Annotated in this window: 13 protein-coding genes and 1 pseudogene; 7 read left to right on the top strand and 7 right to left on the bottom strand. The window is 70.6% G+C overall.

Features of this window, described 5'->3' with window-relative positions; genetic code table 11:
• Positions 1 to 2,622: leucine--tRNA ligase (leuS, locus tag QNJ12_RS18505; RefSeq protein WP_300624889.1), on the top strand; the 2,622-nt coding region annotated here is incomplete at its 5' end.
• A 55-nt stretch (positions 2,623 to 2,677) separates the two neighbouring features.
• Here the strand turns inward: leuS and QNJ12_RS18500 are convergent.
• From QNJ12_RS18500 to modA, 5 genes are all read right to left on the bottom strand, one after another.
• Complete coding sequence (locus tag QNJ12_RS18500; RefSeq protein WP_300624887.1) at positions 2,678 to 3,370, bottom strand: NAD(P)-dependent oxidoreductase; 693 nt, start codon at positions 3,368 to 3,370, stop codon at positions 2,678 to 2,680.
• A 285-nt stretch (positions 3,371 to 3,655) separates the two neighbouring features.
• Complete coding sequence (locus QNJ12_RS18495; RefSeq protein ID WP_300624885.1) at positions 3,656 to 4,753, bottom strand: alanine--glyoxylate aminotransferase family protein; 1,098 nt, start codon at positions 4,751 to 4,753, stop codon at positions 3,656 to 3,658.
• A 200-nt stretch (positions 4,754 to 4,953) separates the two neighbouring features.
• The gene (locus QNJ12_RS18490) at positions 4,954 to 6,012 is read right to left on the bottom strand and encodes an ABC transporter ATP-binding protein (RefSeq protein WP_300624883.1); all 1,059 of its coding nucleotides are present in this window, start codon (positions 6,010 to 6,012) and stop codon (positions 4,954 to 4,956) included.
• A complete protein-coding gene (locus tag QNJ12_RS18485; RefSeq protein ID WP_367281814.1) occupies positions 6,009 to 6,788 on the bottom strand; it encodes an ABC transporter permease in 780 nt (259 codons plus the stop codon). The genes QNJ12_RS18490 and QNJ12_RS18485 overlap by 4 nt, the downstream gene beginning before the upstream one ends.
• Before the next feature lie 38 nt (positions 6,789 to 6,826).
• On the bottom strand, positions 6,827 to 7,567 hold the full coding sequence (modA, locus tag QNJ12_RS18480; protein ID WP_300624880.1) for a molybdate ABC transporter substrate-binding protein: 741 nt from the start codon (positions 7,565 to 7,567) through the stop codon (positions 6,827 to 6,829).
• A gap of 55 nt (positions 7,568 to 7,622) precedes the next feature.
• Between modA and QNJ12_RS18475 the strand changes: the two genes are divergently transcribed.
• The 4 genes from QNJ12_RS18475 to QNJ12_RS18460 all read left to right on the top strand — a co-directional run bounded on the left by QNJ12_RS18475 (position 7,623) and on the right by QNJ12_RS18460 (position 13,792).
• A complete protein-coding gene (locus QNJ12_RS18475; protein ID WP_300624878.1) occupies positions 7,623 to 8,102 on the top strand; it encodes a hypothetical protein in 480 nt (159 codons plus the stop codon).
• 34 nt (positions 8,103 to 8,136) lie between these two features.
• A complete protein-coding gene (locus QNJ12_RS18470) occupies positions 8,137 to 9,693 on the top strand; it encodes an AMP-binding protein (protein WP_300624877.1) in 1,557 nt (518 codons plus the stop codon).
• Positions 9,694 to 9,864: 171 nt separating this feature from the next.
• Positions 9,865 to 12,219, top strand: a complete 2,355-nt coding sequence (locus QNJ12_RS18465; RefSeq protein WP_300624875.1) for an LPXTG cell wall anchor domain-containing protein — start codon at positions 9,865 to 9,867, stop codon at positions 12,217 to 12,219.
• Positions 12,220 to 12,235: 16 nt separating this feature from the next.
• Positions 12,236 to 13,792, top strand: a complete 1,557-nt coding sequence (locus QNJ12_RS18460; RefSeq protein ID WP_300624873.1) for an AMP-binding protein — start codon at positions 12,236 to 12,238, stop codon at positions 13,790 to 13,792.
• A 3-nt stretch (positions 13,793 to 13,795) separates the two neighbouring features.
• Here QNJ12_RS18460 and QNJ12_RS18455 read toward each other — a convergent pair whose 3' ends face one another.
• Positions 13,796 to 14,662, bottom strand: coding sequence for a DNA-formamidopyrimidine glycosylase family protein (locus QNJ12_RS18455; protein WP_300624871.1), 867 nt, complete (start codon positions 14,660 to 14,662; stop codon positions 13,796 to 13,798).
• A gap of 44 nt (positions 14,663 to 14,706) precedes the next feature.
• Between QNJ12_RS18455 and QNJ12_RS18450 the strand changes: the two genes are divergently transcribed.
• A complete protein-coding gene (locus tag QNJ12_RS18450) occupies positions 14,707 to 15,474 on the top strand; it encodes a crotonase/enoyl-CoA hydratase family protein (protein WP_300624869.1) in 768 nt (255 codons plus the stop codon).
• Here QNJ12_RS18450 and QNJ12_RS18445 read toward each other — a convergent pair.
• The gene (locus QNJ12_RS18445) at positions 15,459 to 17,990 is read right to left on the bottom strand and encodes a CHAT domain-containing protein (RefSeq protein ID WP_300624867.1); all 2,532 of its coding nucleotides are present in this window, start codon (positions 17,988 to 17,990) and stop codon (positions 15,459 to 15,461) included. The two genes, QNJ12_RS18450 and QNJ12_RS18445, sit on opposite strands and share 16 nt — an antisense overlap.
• A gap of 42 nt (positions 17,991 to 18,032) precedes the next feature.
• On the opposite strand from QNJ12_RS18445, the pseudogene QNJ12_RS18440 reads away from it, so the two are divergent.
• Positions 18,033 to 18,412: pseudogene (locus QNJ12_RS18440) on the top strand (hypothetical protein); the annotation flags it as partial.

Genomic DNA, 18,412 nt, shown 5'->3' with positions numbered 1-18,412 from the left:
GGGTTCATCGGCACCGACGTCTACGCCCGGTTCAAGCGGATGACCGGCCACAACGTGTTGCACACGATGGGGTTCGACGCGTTCGGGCTGCCGGCCGAGCAGTTCGCCGTCGAGACCGGTCAGCACCCTGCGGTCACCACCGCCCAGAACGTCGCCAACTACCGGCGCCAGCTCCGCCGCCTCGGGCTGGGGCACGACCAGCGCCGCAGCGTCGCCACCACCGACCCCGGCTACTACCGCTGGACGCAGTGGATCTTCGGCCAGATCTTCAACGCGTGGTACGACGCCGAGCAAGATCGGGCGCGCCCGATCGCCGAGCTGATCGCCGAGTTCGAGTCGGGCTCCCGGGCGACACCCGACGGCCGCCCGTGGGCCGAGCTCGACGCGAGCGAGCGCAAACGCCTCGTCGACGACCACCGGCTGGCGTACGTCAGCGAGGCACCGGTCAACTGGTGCCCCGGGCTCGGCACGGTCGTCGCCAACGAGGAGGTCACCGCCGACGGTCGCAGCGATCGCGGCAACTTCCCGGTGTTCAAGCGCAGCATGCACCAGTGGATGATGCGGATCACCGCCTACGCGGACCGGCTGCTCGACGATCTCGACGCGCTCGACTGGAGCGACGCGATCAAGACCATGCAGCGCAACTGGATCGGCCGCTCCACCGGCGCCAACGTCGACTTCGGTTCGGATGCGGGCGACATCACCGTGTTCACCACCCGACCCGACACGCTGTTCGGCGCGACGTTCATGGTGTTGGCCCCCGAGCATCCGTACGTCGAGACGCTGACCACGGCCGAGCAGGCCGAGGTCGTCGCGGCATACCGGCGGGACGCAACGGCGAAGAAAGAGATCGATCGCCAGGACGAGACCCGCGAGAAGACCGGCGTCTTCACGGGGGCCCACGCGATCAACCCCGTCAACGGCGACCGCATCCCGATCTGGATCGCCGACTACGTGCTGATGGGCTACGGCACCGGGGCGATCATGGCCGTGCCGTGCGGCGACCAGCGCGACTTCGAGTTCGCCCGCAAGTTCGGCCTCGACATCCCCGCCATCCAACGCCCGCCGGCCGCGTGGTTGGAGGACCAGGGCGTCGACCCCCACTCGCCCGATGCGCTCGACACCTCCAACTGGCAGGTGGCGTTCGTCGGCGACGCCCCGTACGTCAACTCCGCGAACGACACCCTCGACCTCGACGGCGTCGACAACAAGACCGATGGCATCAAGATGACCAATGCCTGGCTCGAGGCGAACGGCCGCGGCGAGTCGGCGATCACCTACAAGCTGCGCGACTGGCTGTTCAGCCGGCAGCGCTACTGGGGCGAGCCCTTCCCGATCGTCTACGACGTCGACGGCTTCCCGCACACGCTGCCCGACGACATGTTGCCGGTCGAGCTGCCCGACACCGACAGCTTCTCGCCGCGCACCTTCGATCCCGACGACGAGTTCTCGAACCCCGAGAGCCCGCTCGACCGGCTGCCCGAGTGGGTCGAGGTCGAGCTCGACCTCGGCGACGGCCTGCAGCCCTACCGGCGCGACACCAACGTGATGCCCCAGTGGGCCGGTTCGTGCTGGTACCAGATGCGCTACTGCGACCCGACCAACGAGAACGCGCTGGTCGACCCCGCGGTCGAGCAGTACTGGACGGGCCCGCGGCCCGACGTACGGCCCGACCACCCGGGCGGTGTCGACCTCTACGTCGGCGGCGTCGAGCACGCAGTGCTGCACCTGCTGTACTCGCGGTTCTGGCACAAGGTGCTCTACGACCTCGGGCACGTCTCGTCCACGGAGCCGTACTACCGGCTGTTCAACCAGGGGTACGTGCAGACCTACGCCTACCAGGACGCCCGGAAGATCTGGGTGCCCGCCGACGAGGTGGTCGAGCGCGACGGCCAGTTCTTCCACGACGACGAGCCCGTCACCCGCGAGTGGGGCGCGATGGGCAAGAGCAAGAAGAACTCAGTCACGCCCGACGAGTTCTGCTCGCAGTACTCGGCCGACACGCTGCGGCTCTACGAGATGGCGGCCGGGCCGCTCGACCGCGACCGCCCGTGGGAGCCCGACGACGTGGTCGGCATGTTCCGATTCCTGCAGCGGCTGTGGCGCAACATGGTCGACGAGCACACCGGCGAGTGCACCGTCGCCGACGGCGACGTCGACGAGGCGACCACTCGGCTGCTGCACCGGACGATCGACGCCGTCCGAACCGAGATGGACGGGCTCCGCTTCAACACCGCCATCGCGAAGCTGATCGAGCTGAACAACGCCGTCACCAAACTCGACGTGACGCCCCGCGCCGTCGCCGAGCCGATGGTGCTCATGGCGGCACCGCTCGTCCCGCACTTCGCCGAGGAGCTGTGGCGCAAGCTCGGCCACGACGACACCCTGACCTACGCCGACTTCCCGGTCGCCGACGAGCGCTACCTGGTCGACGACACCGTCGAGTACCCGGTGCAGGTCAACGGCAAGGTGCGCGGCCACATCACGGTCGCCGCCGACGCCGACGCCGCCACGGTCGAGGCGGCCGCGCTCGCCGACGCGAAGGTCGCGGCGGCCGTCGACGGCAAGACGCCCAAGAAGGTCATCGTCGTGCCCGGCCGCATGGTCAACGTGGTCGTGTAGCGCTCGGATCGCCGGGTCGTGCCGATCGGCGGTGTCGATCCCACGTGCCGAGCGGTCACCGCGTCCACGACCGCGACGGCTGCCATCCCAGCAACCGGCGGGCGCGCGCGGTGTCGAAGCGGCCCGGGCCGCACAGGGTCATGCGGACGTGGCCCTCGATGCCGGCAGCCAGCGCCAGCTCGACCGCGGCCGCGACGTCGTCGAGATGCACGAACGCGCCGAGCTCCGCCTGATCCTCGCTGACGTGCCCGAGCGCCTCGTCGTCGAGGATCATCACCGGGCGCAGCACGATCGTCGTGATGCGGGTGCGGGTGGTCCATGCGTCGCACATCTGCTCGACCAGCCGCTTCGACATGCCGTACGGGCGCGAGGCGAGCAAGGGGTGGTCGTCGTCGACCGGCAGCGACACCGGCTCGCCCTCGCCCTCGGCGAACCCGAACACCTGCGCGGACGAGAAGACGACGATCCTGCCGACACCGTGCTGCTCGGCACCCGACAGGACGTGCCACGTGCCGAGGACGTTCGTCGCCACGATGTCGTCGGGCGTCCCCGCACGGTCGTGGGCGATCGCGCCGGCGTGGACGATCGCGTCGCAGCCGCGCGTCGCGGCGCGCACGGCGGCGGCGTCTCGCAGGTCGTCGCCGTCGACGAGGTCGAAGCGCCGGACGGATCTGCCGGCCGTCTCGAGCGACGCCGCCACGGCGCGACCGACCTGCCCCGACGATCCCGTGACCAACACGAGTGACATCAGCCCATCCTTCCCCACACGCACGGCGGGTGCGGCGTCGTCACCTGACCGCAATCCGGTCGGGACCTTCGGCCCTACTGGCCTTTTCGGGCCCTGGACATACTGATTGCACATCCACGAGGTGAGCACGGGGACGCAGATCCACGACACCGACAGCGGTTCGGCAACGGGACGCTCGAGGCGAACATGGCTCCTGGTCCCGAAACCTGTCCGGGTCGATCGGATCCACCTCGTGGATGTGACGCGTCCGGGATGACGCGCCGGAGGTGAAGCGGTCGGGGGTGTCTAGCCGACGAGTACGTCGTCGAGCGCCGCCAGCAGCAACGCGACGTTGCGCCGCCGCGCAGTGTGGCCCATGCAGCCGATCCGCCAACCCTTGCCTGCGAGGTCGCCCAGGCCGCCGCCGATCTCGATGCCGTACTCCTCGAGCAGCGTGCGGCGCACGTCGGCCTCGGTCGCGCCGGCCGGCAGCCGGTCATCGGGCACCCAGACCGACGTGAGCTGGGGCAGCCGGCTGCCCTCCTGGGCGAAGAGCTCGAAGCCGCGCGCCTCGAGGCCGTCCTGGAGCGCTCCGCCGCACGCGCTGTGGCGTGCGAACGACGCGTCGAGCCCCTCGTCGAGCAGGACACCGAGGCCGGCATGGAGGGCGTAGACCATCGAGATCGGCGCCGTGTGGTGGTAGGCGCGGGCGCCCTCCCCCATCACGTACCTGGCGATCATGTTGAGGTCGAGGTACCACGACTGCGGCACGTCGCGCAGGCGGCCGAGGGCTCGCTCGGACACGGTCAGCGGCGCGAGCCCCGGGGGCACACCCAGGCACTTCTGCGTGCCGCTGTACGCGATGTCGACGCCCCACTCGTCGACCCGCAGGTCGATCCCGCCGAGTGACGTCACGCAGTCGGCCAGGAGCAGCGCATCGCCCTTCGCTGCGCCGAGCTCGGCGAGATCGTTGCGCACACCGGTCGACGTCTCGGCGTGCACGACCGCGATCATCGACGGCGACGGATGTGCATCGAGCAGCTGCTGCGGGTCGATCGGGGTGCCCCACGGCGCTTCGACGCGGACGACCTCGGCGCCGCACCGCGCCGCGACGTCGCACATCCGACCGCCGAACACGCCGTTGACGCCGATGACCACGGTGTCGCCCTCGCCGACGAAGTTCACCAACGCCGCCTCCATCCCCGCCGAGCCGGTTCCCGACACCGCGAACGTGAGCGGGTTCGCGGTACGGAACACCTGCCTGAGCCGGTCGCCGACCTCGTCCATCAGGGCGAGGAACGACGGGTCGAGGTGCCCCATGACCGGCCGTGCGAACGCCTCCATGACCTCGGGATAGGCGTTGCAGGGCCCGGGGCCCATCAGGACGGGATCGGTCTGGCGCATGCGGCGACGGTAGCTGGGGGTTGACAGCGGCGCGATACTTCAGCCAGATCCACGAGATGCAACTCGGGGACACAGACCCACGACACCGCAGATGCTCACGCCGCTGAGGTGAACGAGGCTCCTGGTCCCGAAACCCGTTCCGGGTCGATCGGAATCATCTCGTGGATCTACTACGTCCGGGCCCGGGTCCGGGCCGTGCCTCAGTCCGGCACGACGGTGATCTCCGACGCCTTGACCGACGCCCACACCTGGTCGCCGACGTCGAGCCCCAGCGCGTCGTAGCCGCGCGGGGTGACCTCGACGACGAGGTCGGCCGGCCTGGCCAGGCGGACACGCACACGGTCGGCCGTGGCCGATGTCGCGACGACGTGCGTCGACCAGACGTTGCGCGGGCTGCCCTCGGGTCGATCGCGGTGCAGCGCGATCGCAGCCGGCCGGACGCTCGCCAGCACGGCGCCGTCACGGGCATCGTGCGCGCCGACCGCGAGCTCGAAGCCCTGGTCGGCACGGAAGCGGCCCCCGTCGAGCTCGCCATGGAGGAGGTTGGTGCCGACCAGATCGGCGATGTACGAGGTCCGGGGCGCTGCGGCGAGCTCGGGCAACGTGCCGTGCTGCGTGATCCGCCCGGCCTCCAACACCACGCACCGGTCCGCGAGCGCGAACGCGTCGGCCGGGTCGTGCGTCACGAGCAGCCGGCAGGCGTCGATCGACGACATGCGGCGCTGCAGGTCGTGGCGCACCGCCGATCGGGCGGACACGTCGAGCGCCGCCATCGGTTCGTCGAGCAGGAGCACCGGCGGCGAGATCGCGAGCGCGCGTGCCATCGCAACCCGTTGAGCCTGCCCGCCGGACAGCGTCGCCGGGCGCTGGGCCGCGACCTCGGCCAGCCCGAGTCGCTCGAGGTGATCGCGGGCGATCGCGCGCGCCTCGGTCCGCGCCGTCCCGGCTGCCTGCAGCCCGAACGCCACGTTGTCGAGCGCCGACAGGTGATCGAAGAGGAGGTACTGCTGGAACACCACGCCGACCCGCCGCACCGCAGGGTCGACGAACACGCCGGCGCGCGGGTCGTCCCAGGTGCGACCCTCGAAGAGCACCCGGCCCGACGTGACCGGCAGGAGCCCGGCGATGGCACGCAGGACCGACGACTTGCCGGCGCCGTTCGGCCCGACGAGCGCGACGGTCTCGCCGCGCTCGACCGTGAGGTCGACGTCGACCCGGAACCCGGCCACGTCGACCCCCGCCTCGATGTGGAGTGTCACGTCGACGCCCCTCGCAGCGCTGCCCCCAGCCACCGATCTCGCAGCGCGTAGAGCACGACGAACGAGACCGTCACCAGCACGAGGCTGAGGAGCACGGCCCGATCGGGGTCGTTCTCGAGCGCGAGGTAGGTCTCGAGTGGCATGGTCCGCGTCGTCCCCGGGAAGCTGCCCGCGAACGTGATCGTCGCGCCGAACTCACCGAGCGCCCGCGCCCACGTGAGGACGGCGCCGGCGACGAGGGCCGGGCGGATCGCCGGCAGCGTGACGCGCCGGAAGACGTACAGTTCGCGGCCACCCAGTGTCCGGGCCGCGTCCTCGTATCGCACGTCGAGCTGCCGCAGCGCCGCCTCGACCGTCAGTACCAGGAACGGCATCGCCACGAAGACCTGTGCCAGGACCACGGCCGGCGTGGTGAACGGGAGGCTGACGCCGAACCAGCGATCGAGCCATTCGCCGAGCACGCCTCGCCGGCCGAGCGCGAGGAACAGCGCGACCCCGGCGACGACGGGCGGCAACACCATCGACAGCGTGCACACCGCGCGCACGACACCGCGGCCCGGCAGGCTCGTGCGTGCGAGCAGCCACGCCAGCGGGACACCCAGCACGATCGAGAGCGCGGTGGCGGTGATCGAGGTCGTGAGCGAGAGCCACAGGGCGGTGCGGACGGGCCCCTCGCCCACGATGTCGAACGACGAACGCCACGGCGCCCGCACGACGAGCGCAACGAGCGGAGCGACGAACACCAGTGCCCCGACGACGCCTGCCGCCAGGAGGATCGCCGGTGGCCGGGCCGTCGGGCGGGTGCGGCGCCCGTTCACGGCAGCTCGAACCCGGCATCGGCGAGCGCTGCCCGGCCGGCGTCGCCGAGGACGAACGCCACGACGTCGCGGGCGACGTCGTCGCTGCCGAGCGCGACGATCGGGTACTCGGCACGCACGTTCACAGCGTCGGGGATGGCGACCTCGGTCAGCTCACCAGCGCTCGCCAGCACATCGGTGCGGTACACCAGCCCGACGTCGGCCTCGCCGAGCGCGATCTTGGTCGCCACCGCGCGCACGCTCTGCTCGGAGGAGTCGACCTGGACGTCGACGCCGGCGCGGGTCAGGACCTCGTTCGCGTAGCCGCCCGCCGGTACCTCGGCAGCCGCGAGCACGACGACGAGCCGGTCGTCGACGAGGTCCCCGAGACCCGCGATGCCGAGCGGGTTGCCGGCCTCGACGGCGATCGCCAGCCGGTTGACGGCGAACACCTGGGGCTGCTCGGCGACGGCAACCGCGCCGAGCACCCGTTCCATGCTGCGCACGTCGGCGGCGGCGAACACGTCGGCGGGTGCACCGTTCTCGATCTGCGCGGCGAGCGACGACGAACCGCCCGGGCTGACCACGACGTCGACGTCGGGATGCTGCGACTCGTATGCCACTGCGATCTCCTCGAACACGTCGACGAGCGACGACGCAGCGAACACCGTCACCTCCTCGCGGGCGGAACCGCCGCAACCGAGCGCCGGTGTCACAGCGGCTGCGACGCCGACCAGGACGATCCGGCTGCGGGCCATCGGTGCAGACTAGTCAGTTCCTGACTAACGATGGCATCGAACGTACACTCCTCCCGTGCCGACGACGCAGCCCTCGCTCGCCGATCACGTGTGCCTCGCGATCATCGGCGAGGGTCGGACGCACGGTTGGGCACTGGTCAAGCTGCTCGCTCCCGACGGCGAGCTCGGACGGATCTGGTCCCTGAGCCGCGCACTCACGTATCGCTCGGTCGACCATCTCGTCGAGCTCGGCCTCGCGACCAGGGACGCCGCGGAACGCCGCGCCGAGCTCGCCATCACACCGGCGGGGCGGCGCCGCCGACGCGCATGGCTCGGCGCGCCGGTCGACCACCTCCGGGACCTCCGCACCGAGTTCCTCGTGAAGGTCGCCCTGCGCGAGCGGTCGGGGCTCGACGTCGACGAACTCTTCGAGGTGCAGCTCGAACGGCTGCGCCCCGCCATCGAGGCGCTGACGGCGAGCGACGAGCCGGACCACGTCGGACGCTGGCGCCGCGAGTCGGCGCTCGCGGCGCTGCGGTTCCTCGAACGCTCCTGAGACCGCACGCGGGCGCCCTCACTAGTCTCGGCGCATGATCATCCACCGGAGCCCGATGCCAGACGTCGCCATTCCCGACGTGTCCGTGACCGAGCACGTGATGCGCTACGCGGCGACCGACCCCGAGCGGGTCGCGGTCATCGACGGGCCGAGCGGTCGCAGCTACACGTTCGGTCAGCTGCACGACATGATCCACCGCTTCGCCGGCGGCCTGGCCGCCCGAGGCTTCGGCACGGGCGACACGCTCGGGATCATGGCGCCGAACATCCCCGAGTACGCGGTGGTGTTCCACGGCGTCGCCGTGGCGGGCGGCACGGTCACCACGATCAACCCGGTCTACGGCGCCGAGGAGGTCCGCTTCCAGCTCCAGGACGCCGGTGCCTCGATGCTCATCACCATCGGCATGTTCGCCGAGACCGCGCAGGCCGCGATCGACGGCACCGACGTGAGCGAGGTGCTGACCCTCGACGGCGCCGAGGGCACCGGCAACGCGCTCGAGCTCCTCGGCGAACCGATCGAGCAGGTGCCCGTCGATCTCGACGACGACGTCGTCGTGCTCCCCTATAGCTCGGGCACGACCGGGTTGCCGAAGGGCGTCATGCTCACCCACCACAACCTGGTCGCGAACATCGCCCAGGCCGAACCGTGCATCCAGCTCGAGCACGAGGGAGAGGTGGCGCTGTCGTTCCTGCCCTTCTTCCACATCTACGGCATGCAGGTACTGATGAACGCCTCGCTCGCCGGTGGCGCGACCGTGGTGACGATGCCGCGCTTCGACCTCGAACAGGCGCTGACCATCGTGCAGGAGCACCACGTCACCCGCTTCTTCGCCGTCCCGCCGGTCGTGCTGGCGCTGGCGAAGCACCCGCTGGTCGACCAGTTCGACCTGAGCTCGGTCAAGCAGGTCTTCTCCGGTGCCGCGCCGCTCGGCGCCGACCTGGCCGCCGAGGCGGCGAACCGCATCGGCTGCGAGGTCGTGCAGGGCTACGGCATGACCGAGCTGAGCCCGGTCAGCCACTGCACCGTCGTCGGGGACTTCCGGCCGGGCACGTCCGGGGTCACGATCCCGAACACCGAGTGCCGCCTCGTCGACCCCGAGACGGGCGAGGACCGCGCCGTCGGCGCCGAGGGCGAGCTGTGGGTGCGCGGGCCGCAGGTGATGAAGGGGTACCTCAACAACGAGGTCGCCACCCGCAACACGATCGACCCCGACGGATGGCTGCACACCGGCGACATCGCCGTCATCGACGAGCACCACCACGTCACGATCGTCGACCGGGTGAAGGAGCTGATCAAGTACAAGGGCTTCCAGGTGCCGCCTGCCGAGCTCGAGGCGCTCCTGGTCGCGCATCCGAAGATCGCCGACGTCGCCGTGATCGGTATCCCCGACGAGGAGGCCGGCGAGCTGCCCAAGGCGTTCGTCGTAGCCCAGCCCGGCGCCGAGCTGTCGGTCGACGAGGTGCAGGCGTACGTCTCCGAACACGTGGCGAGCTACAAGCAGGTGCGCCTCGTCGAGTTCGTCGAGGAGATCCCGAAGTCGGCGAGCGGCAAGATCCTGCGTCGCATGCTTCGTCAAGGAACGCCGTCGTAGACCACGCGCCTCACCGGATTGACCACACTGCGTGGTCGATAACGCGCGACCGGTCCCAAACCGGGGGATTCTCGTTCACACGTGGTGGTGGAACCGCTTAAGGTACGTTCAAGCGGAAGTGGGGATCAGAGCGAGGAGCACCCTATGGGCGAGTCGGTGGACCAAGGGTCGGTGGACCAAGGACGGACGCGGCGCTGGGCAGGCGCGGCGGTGATCGCGCTGGGCTTGGCCGTGATGGCGCCCCCTGTCTTCGCGGACGGCACCGAGACGCTCGGTGATCCGTCGGTACCGATCGCGGCGGGTACCGGCGCCGCAGCAGCGGGTGTCGGCACCGAGGACGGTCCGGCCACGTTCACGCTCGACGTCCCGGCAGGGGCGACCGTCACCCAGGTTCTCGCCTACTGGGAGGGCCAGCACTCGGCGCCCGGGACGGGGGCCGACGACACCGTCTCGGTCAACGGCAACTCGGTCACCGGCACGCTGATCGGTGGCCCGACGTTCTTCTTCAGCTCTGCGCTGGGCCAGCACCACAGCTCGACGTACCGCGCCGACATCACTCAGCTCGGCATCATCGCCGCCGGTTCGAACTCGGTCACGGTCAGCGACATGGACTTCGACCTGGTCGACAACGGCTTCGGGCTGATCGCGATCTACGACGACGGCGGTCCGGAGGTCGAGATCGGCCTCGTCGACGGCAACGACCTGGCATTCATCAACTTCCCCGCGCCGCTCGACACGACCGTTCCGCAGGTGTTCACCTTCGAACCGGCACCGATCGACCGCATCGTCGACATCGTGATGTTCGCCAGCAGCGTCGAGGGGCCCGATCTGCCCACCCAGCGGCCGAACTCGATCGAGGTCATCGTCGACGGGGTCGAGCTCCGCTACTCCAACCTGTTCGGGTCGTTCGACGGCGCCGAGTGGGACACGGTGATGATCGAGGTGCCGGTGCCGGCCGGCGTCGGCAGCCTGAGCGTGCAGGCGCTCTCGGCCGACGACCTGCAGAGCAACAACCTGCCGGCATCGTTCGCCTGGCTCGTGGGGATGACGATCGTGCAACCGTTCGTGCCGCCCACCACCACGACGACGACCACCACCAGCACCACCACGACCACGACGTCGACGACGCTCCCGCCGACGACGACGACCACCAGCACGACGACCACGACGACGGCGCCGACGACCACCACGACCACGTCGACCACGACCACCACGACCACGTTGCCGTGCGAATGGGATCCGCAGCTGCCGCCCGACTCCCCCGACTGCGTGCCGTCGACAAGCGTCACGGCGATCTGCTTCGACATCGACGTCAACGACGAGGTCGAGCGCTACTGGCATCGCCTGACCAACAACGAGGACGTTCCGATCGACGTCACGTGGATCGACGGGTCGGCGACCATCCCGGCCAACGGTTCGGTCGTGGTGTCGAGCGCCAGCGAGACCTTCGACGTGTTGTACGAGGGTCGCGTCGTTGCGACGTCCACCGCGCCGGAGGAGTTCTGCCAGCAGGACGTCATCGTCGAGAAGGTCGTCGAGGGCCCCGAGCGCGAGCCCGGCGATCCGGCGCCCGTGTACACGATCCAGGTCTCCCGGCTGGTGGGCGACACGTTCGTCCCAGAGAGCGAGACGTTCGAGCTGACCGCCGGTGAGTCGATCACCGTGCCGCTGCCGTCGACGCTCAACCCCGAGGGCATCACGTACAAGATCGAAGAGGTCGACGCGGGCAACGCGTCGGCGACATCGGTCACGCCGAACGACTTCATCCTGAACGGCCACAAGAACGAGACGACCAGTGTCGTCATCGCCAACACGTTCGCGGCGATCTCGCTCGAGAAGACGGTCGACAAGACCAGCGTGCAGCCCGGCGACGAGCTGAACTACACGCTCATCGCCGAGAACACCGGGGCGCTGACGCTCGATCCGGTCACGATCTTCGACCGGCTGCCACCCGAGGTCATCTACGAGGACGGCAACTACGAGATCGTGGGCGGCGAGGCGGCCGGCAGCTGCACGCTCGTCGAGGCGACCCGACCGCAGCTCGTGCGGTGCGACCTCGCCGAGGCCGTGGCGCCGGGCGAGTTCACGCCGGCGATCACGCTGCTGGTGACGGTCGACCCCGAGCTCACGTCGTCCGACGCGATCCTCAACCAGTCGATGGCGATCGGCAACTACCTCGCGGCGCTCGAGCCCGAGCCGCTGCCCGACTCGATCGGCGGAGCGGTCGGCGAGGGTCGCTGGTTCGTCGAGCAGGCTGCGACCGATCTGAGTTGCGACCCCGCCCCGGGCGAGGTCTGCGACCTGTCGGCCAGGACCGGCGTCAGCGTCGACATCCCGGTCGTCACCACCACGTCGGTCGCCCAGCAACCGCCGACGACCACCATCGCCCCGACGACGACCGTCGTGCAGCTCCTGCCCCGCACGGGCAGCGACAACGATCGCCCGCTGATCCTGATGGGCATGCTGCTCGTCATGCTCGGCGCCGGCATGATCCTGAGCACCCGACGCAAGCCGATTCACGGGTGATCGCTACGGTGCGCTGATGGCTCGCCTCAGCGCACCGCATGCGTCGAGTCGCGGCGGTGAGGCCGCCGTCATCGACGACGCCGGGTCGCTCACGTGGCGCGAGTTCGACGAGCGCGTCAACCGGTGCCTCGACGGTCTGCGTGCCCGTGGGCACGAGGCGGGCTCGACCGTCGCGCTGCTGTGCGGCAACCGCCGGGAGTTCCTCGAGGCGAGCAGCGCACTCTTCCACGGCGGCTACCTGTTCCCGCCGGTCAACTGGCACTTCAGCGCCGCCGAGGTCGCCTACGTGCTCGGCGACAGCGGGGCGAGTGCGGTCGTGGTCGACGGCGAGTTCATCGATCTCGCGCTCGCCGCCGTCGACCGCCTCGGCGCGCCGATCGACGTCGTGGTGACGGGCGCCGAGCCGACCGGCAGCGGCACGTCGTACGAGCAGATGCTGGCCGACGCCTCACCGGCCGAGCCCGAGGACCAGACGCTCGGCTCGGTGATGATGTACACCTCGGGCACGACCGGCAACCCGAAGGGGGTGCGCTCCACCGGCGTGCCGCTCGGCGGCGACATCGAGCTCGGCCAGCTGGCGGTCGACGGGTACACCGACCTGTTCGGGATCGACCGCGGGGGACGCTCACTCGTCACTGCCCCGCTGTACCACGGCGGCCCGTACGTCTTCGGGGCCGTCCCCTTCGCCGCGGGATGCACGATCGTGCTGCGGCAGCGATTCGATCCCGCAGGCGTCCTCGCGGACATCGACGCGCTGGGCATCACGAACGCCTACTTCGTCCCGACCCACTTCGCCCGCCTGCTGCGCCTGCCCGACGACGTCAAGGCCGCCTTCGACGGGTCGACGCTGCGAACGGTGTGGCACACGGCGGCTCCGTGCCCGCCCGACATCAAGCGGGCGATGATCGAGTGGTGGGGCCCCGTGATCCACGAGACGTATGCGGCGTCCGACGCAGGCATCGGCACCCTGATCTCGAGCGAGCAGTGGCTCGCGAAGCCCGGCAGCGTGGGTCCCGCTTCACCGCTGTCGGAGATCCTCGTGGTCGGCGAGGACGGCGAGCGGCTCGCGGCCGGCGAGGTCGGGACGATCTACATCCACAACCGGCTGGGCGGGGACATGTCGTACCACAACGCCCCCGAGAAGACCGCCGCCGCGCACCTGGCCCCTGGCGTCGTGACGGTCGGCGACATCGGTTACCTGGACGACGACGGCTACCTGTTCCTCTCGGACCGCGAGATCGACATGATCATCAGCGGCGGCGTGAACATCTATCCGGCCGAGATCGAGGCTCGGTTGGTGACACATCCGTCGGTCGTCGACGCCGCCGTGTTCGGAATTCCCGACGACGAGTTCGGCGAAGGGGTCTGCGCGGCCGTGCTGCTCGTCGACGGCTCGACGGGCGACGAGGACACGGTTCGGGAACTGCAGGCGTTCTGCCGCGAGACACTCGCGGGCTACAAGGTCCCGCGCTCGTTCGAGTTCCCGGACGCGCTGCCCCGCACCGCCACGGGCAAGCTCGTGAAGCGCCTGCTCCGGGACCCCCACTGGGAGCACCACGGCCGGCAGATCTGAGCGTCAGCGGCGCGGGAAGATCGCCTGCTTGGTCGCCGGGTGGAGCGCGATCAGACGCCGGGCACGTTCGAGGTCGGCCGTGACGCGGTCGCCAGAGCGCTGGCAGTCGGGGCACCAGGTGATCGACCGACCCCACGGTGTCTCGCGTTCGGCCTGATAGCGCAGCCTCCCGCCGCACACCGGGCAGGGACGGCGGCCCGCTCCGTGCACCCAGCGGGCGTCGGTACCGAGCCGGCGCCCCGTCGTGTTCTGCGGGCCGCGCTCGGCGTTCGTGCGGATCAGCGCGACGCCGATCGCGACGAGTCCACTCAGTCCGTCGATCGCGCCGACCGGCTGGAACGGGCTGACACCGACGATGAAGGGGACGTCGTTGACGTAGATGTTGCCGAAGCCGGCGACTCGATGCTGGTCGAGTAGCGCGCCGGTGAGTGGCGCTTCGGGGTCGGCGACCAGCCGGACGGCGATCTCGTCGGGGTCGGGCGCGCCGTCGGGCGCACACAGGTCAGGGCCCAGCCGATCGGTGACCGTGTGCTCGTCGTCGGTGTCGAGCACGTCGAGGACGGGCACGTCGACGGCGGTGAGCCGTCCGTTCGTCAACCACAGCTCGGCGCGGCGCTTCCAGGTCGGCTCGCGAGACGGTCGACCGACCTCGAAGCTGCCGGACATCCGGAGGTGAGCGTGGAGTGAGCGGCCGTCGTCGAAGCGCACGAAGAGGTGCTTGCCGTATGCATCGGCACCGACGAGGCGCCGGCCGGACAGGTCGACCAACGCGAGCCGCGGGTCGCGCATCTCGCAGCGGGTGACCACGTCGCCGCCGAAGCGGTCGTCGATTCGTGTGGCGAGCCGGCGCAGCGTGTCCCCCTCCGGCATCCACGAATCGTACGTGCCGGCGACGACGTAGTAGGACCGCGGGGGTGCAGGTTCGCTTCGACGTCGACGGCCCCGTTGCGGTGATCACGATCGATCGGCCCGACGTCCGCAACGCAGTCGACGGGCCGACCGCCGGTGAGCTCGCCGACGCGTTCCGGAGGTTCGAGGGCGACGACTCGCTCTCGGTCGCCGTGCTCACCGGCGCGGGCGACACGTTCTGCGCCGGTGCCGACCTCAAGGCGATCTCGACCGGTCGCGGCAACCGGATCGACGTCGACATGGCGCTCGACGGACCGATGGGGCCCAGCAGGATGGCGCTCACGAAGCCGACGATCGCCGCCGTCGAAGGGTTCGCGGTGGCGGGCGGCCTCGAGCTGGCGATGCTGTGCGATCTCAGGGTCGCCGCGAGCGATGCCGTGTTCGGCGTCTTCTGCCGACGGTGGGGTGTGCCGCTCGTCGACGGCGGCACCGTGCGGCTGTCGAGGATGCTCGGGCACAGCCATGCGCTCGATCTGATCCTGACGGGCCGCGGCGTTAGCGGCGACGAGGCGCGGCGCATGGGTCTGGCCAACCGCATCACCGAACCCGGTGGGGCGCTGTCCGCAGCCGTCGAGCTCGCCCACCAGCTGGCCGGCTTCCCGCAGAGCTGCATGCGATCGGATCGACGGTCGAGCTACGAGCAGTGGGACCTCACCTTCGACGAGGCGCTCGAACGCGAGACCCGACTCGGCCTCGACGTCGTCGCGTCGGGTGAGACGGCCGAGGGTGCCACCAGGTTCGCCGACGGCGCCGGCCGTCACGGAGCCTTCTGAGCCTCCACGGTCACGGCTCCGGCCCCGAAGCAACTGAACGACGACGCCACCGCCCAGCGGCTCAGGTCGTCGTCGCCCAGCCACCTTCCCCGCACGTTGGCGACGGCGCAGGCGAACGGCTCGCCGGCCGCCAGCTCGTGGTGGACGTCGGCGACGAAGTCGGCGCACTCGAGGTCGGGCACGATCGTGAGCGGCGCGAGGACGGCCGCCGCCCCGCGGGCGAGCATCACCGCCGAGAACCCGAGCACCTCCGAGCCGTCGGTCGTGCCCTGGGCGCCGCCTTCGCAGCTCGAGAGGATCACGAGCTGCGAACGCAGGCGCTCGGGCAGCGTCTCGTAGAGCGTGGCCGTGCCCTCGTGGAGTTGCAGGGTGGACAGCAACGGGTGGTCCGAGCGGAAGCGGCCGTGCGCGGCGATGTGCACGAGCCCGGTGCCGGACAGCATGGACCGCGTCGTGTCGGCCGTCGCCGCGTCGCCCACCTCGATCCGTGCGTCGGGGTACACGGCGGCCACGGCGTCGTGTTCCGGAAGCGATCCGCCCACGCCGGGACCGAGCACGAGGCCGACGGTACGAGTGGGATCCTTCGTCCGGCGGTCGGCCTCGATCCACACCTGCGCGTTGGGCGCGATGACCATCGGCCGTTTGTCGAAGGTGGGCAGCCCCGACCACGGAATGCCGTGGAGCAGATCGACCGGTACGAGGACGATCCCGACATCGGCGGGGAGCCCGAGGGGTGCGAAGAGGAGCTCGTCGAGGAGCGCCGCGGCACGACGGGCCCGGCCGCTCGACGCGTCCGGTTCCGACGGCGCGAGATCGAGCCAGACGACGAGGCGGTCGATCGCCCGCCGCACCTCGCTCACCGGGGCGACTCGGACGAGGCGGTATTTGTCGGCGTCGGCCACCACCGCCCAGACCTCGCCACGAACGACGACCCACTCGACGAGCACGCGGTCGCCGAGGCGGCTGGCCAGCTCGCGCCGCAGCTGCTCGGCGCCCGCCTCGGTGAGCGGCCGGTGGCGGCGCGGCTCTGCCAGCTCGTCGTGCAATGCCCGGGCGCGGGTGCCCTCGGCGGCAGCCAGCACGGTGTCGGCGTCGCCGAGGCCGACGGCGAGCTCGATCGTCAGCTGGCTGAGGTCCTCGCCGAGTCGCATCGCCGCCGATCGCCGTTCGAGCGTCGGCGACTCGGCCACGATGTCGTCGAGCAGATCGAGGCCCGATCGGCAGGCGTCGAGGCCGCCCGGATCGTCACCGTTGATCGAACGATGGATCGCCTCCGCGTACCACCCGGCCAGCGCCGCGTTGCGCTCACCACTGCGCGCGCCCGGACGGAGCCACTCGAGGTCGCGGGCGACCTGCCCGTGGGCGCCCCACGCGAACGCGGCCCGTACCCGTTCGACGCGGAGCTCGTCGGCGAGCTGATCCCACCCACCGTCGACCAGTTCGTCGAGCAGGCGTGCGGATTCGGTCAGCGCGGCGTTGACCGACTCGAACCGGTCGGCATCCAGGAGCGCCGCCTGCAGCTCGACCAGCGCCGCGTGTGGCTCCATCCGCTGCCGGCCGCTCGAGCGGAACACGTCGGCGGCAGCGCGTGCTGCCCGACGCGCCGCCCGCCGCCGGCCGGCCGCGAGCAGCGTGCGCGCCAGCAGCAGGCGACAATCGCCGACGACCACCCGGTTGCCGGTCGGCTCGACGTGACGGAGCCCGTTCTCGGCCGCCTCGACGGCGTCGGCGACCAGACCGGCGTGCATGAGCGCTTCGGCGCGGTCGATCTCGGTGACGGCGACCATCCGGCCGGGCTGCCCGACCTCGGCGTGGATCGCCCGTGCGATGTCGAACTGTCGCAGTGCGTCGCGGAGCTGCCTGCGGCGCGCGAACACGATGCCGAGATTCGAGGCGATGCCGGCGCGCATGGCCGTCTGGCCGAGCGTCTGCGCGAGCGAGTCGGCCCGGCGGAAGTCCCCCTCGGCCTCGGTGAGCTGTCCTCGTTGCAGTTGGACGACGCCGCGATTCACGGCGAGCCGCAGCACACCGAGTTCGTCGCCGTCCTCGACCAGCAGCAGCTCGGCGCGCTCGAACTGCTCGAGAGCAGCCCTCGGACGCCCCGCGTGGGTCAGGACGTACGCGCGCTGGACCAGGACGCGTCCGAGGCTGGCCAGCGCCTCGGACTGCTCGACGAGGTCGAGCCGCTCGAGCGCGTCGTCGACCAGACCGGCCTCAGCGAGGATCGCCGCGCCGCTCATGTACACCGAGACCACGCGTGGATCGCTCTCGATCGATCCATCGGAGTGATCGCGCTCTCGGTCGATGCGACGGATGTTCTCGACGGCGTGCTCGACAAGGCCGAGCTCGAACAACGCTCGTGCCATGCCGCCACGGACCACGACCCGATCGACGCCGGCCGCCGGATGCGACGTGAGCCACTCGCGGCTCAGCGCCAACGCGTCGGCAGGCCGGGTCTGCACCAGCTTGTCGAGGACGCCAGGGGCGAGAATATCGACGTCAGCGCGGTCGGTCACGTGCCATGCTTCCCGTGTCGAGCATCAACCGGGGGCCGAGACATGAGCGCAGCGTACGTCGATCGACTGACCACCGACCCATGGGACACGAGGGTGCAATTCCGGACCGACGGGGCCGGGCAGCCGTTCGCGTACCGACCCAACCAGCTGATCGTCGAACGACGCGCGCTCACGGCACTGCGCGAGCGTGTGGGCGACCTGGCCGATCGCTCCAACGAAGCGGTGCTGTCACGCACCGAGCCGACCGATGACCAGCTGCTGTTGATCCGCGGCGTGCCCGACCCGGTGGCGGCCGGCCGCGAGCTCAGGTCGAGGGGCTTCGCCGCGCGGCCGAACCACGTCTTCTTCGCTCACCCCGGCGGCTACCCCAACCCCGGCGGCTACCCCAACCCCGGCGGCTACCCCAACCCCGGCGGCTACCC

This window comes from Ilumatobacter sp. (assembly GCF_030065885.1).
Classification (GTDB): Bacteria; Actinomycetota; Acidimicrobiia; order Acidimicrobiales; family Ilumatobacteraceae; genus Ilumatobacter.
Note: the sequence above shows the minus strand (reverse complement) of the source record. Positions and strands in the feature narration are given on the sequence as shown.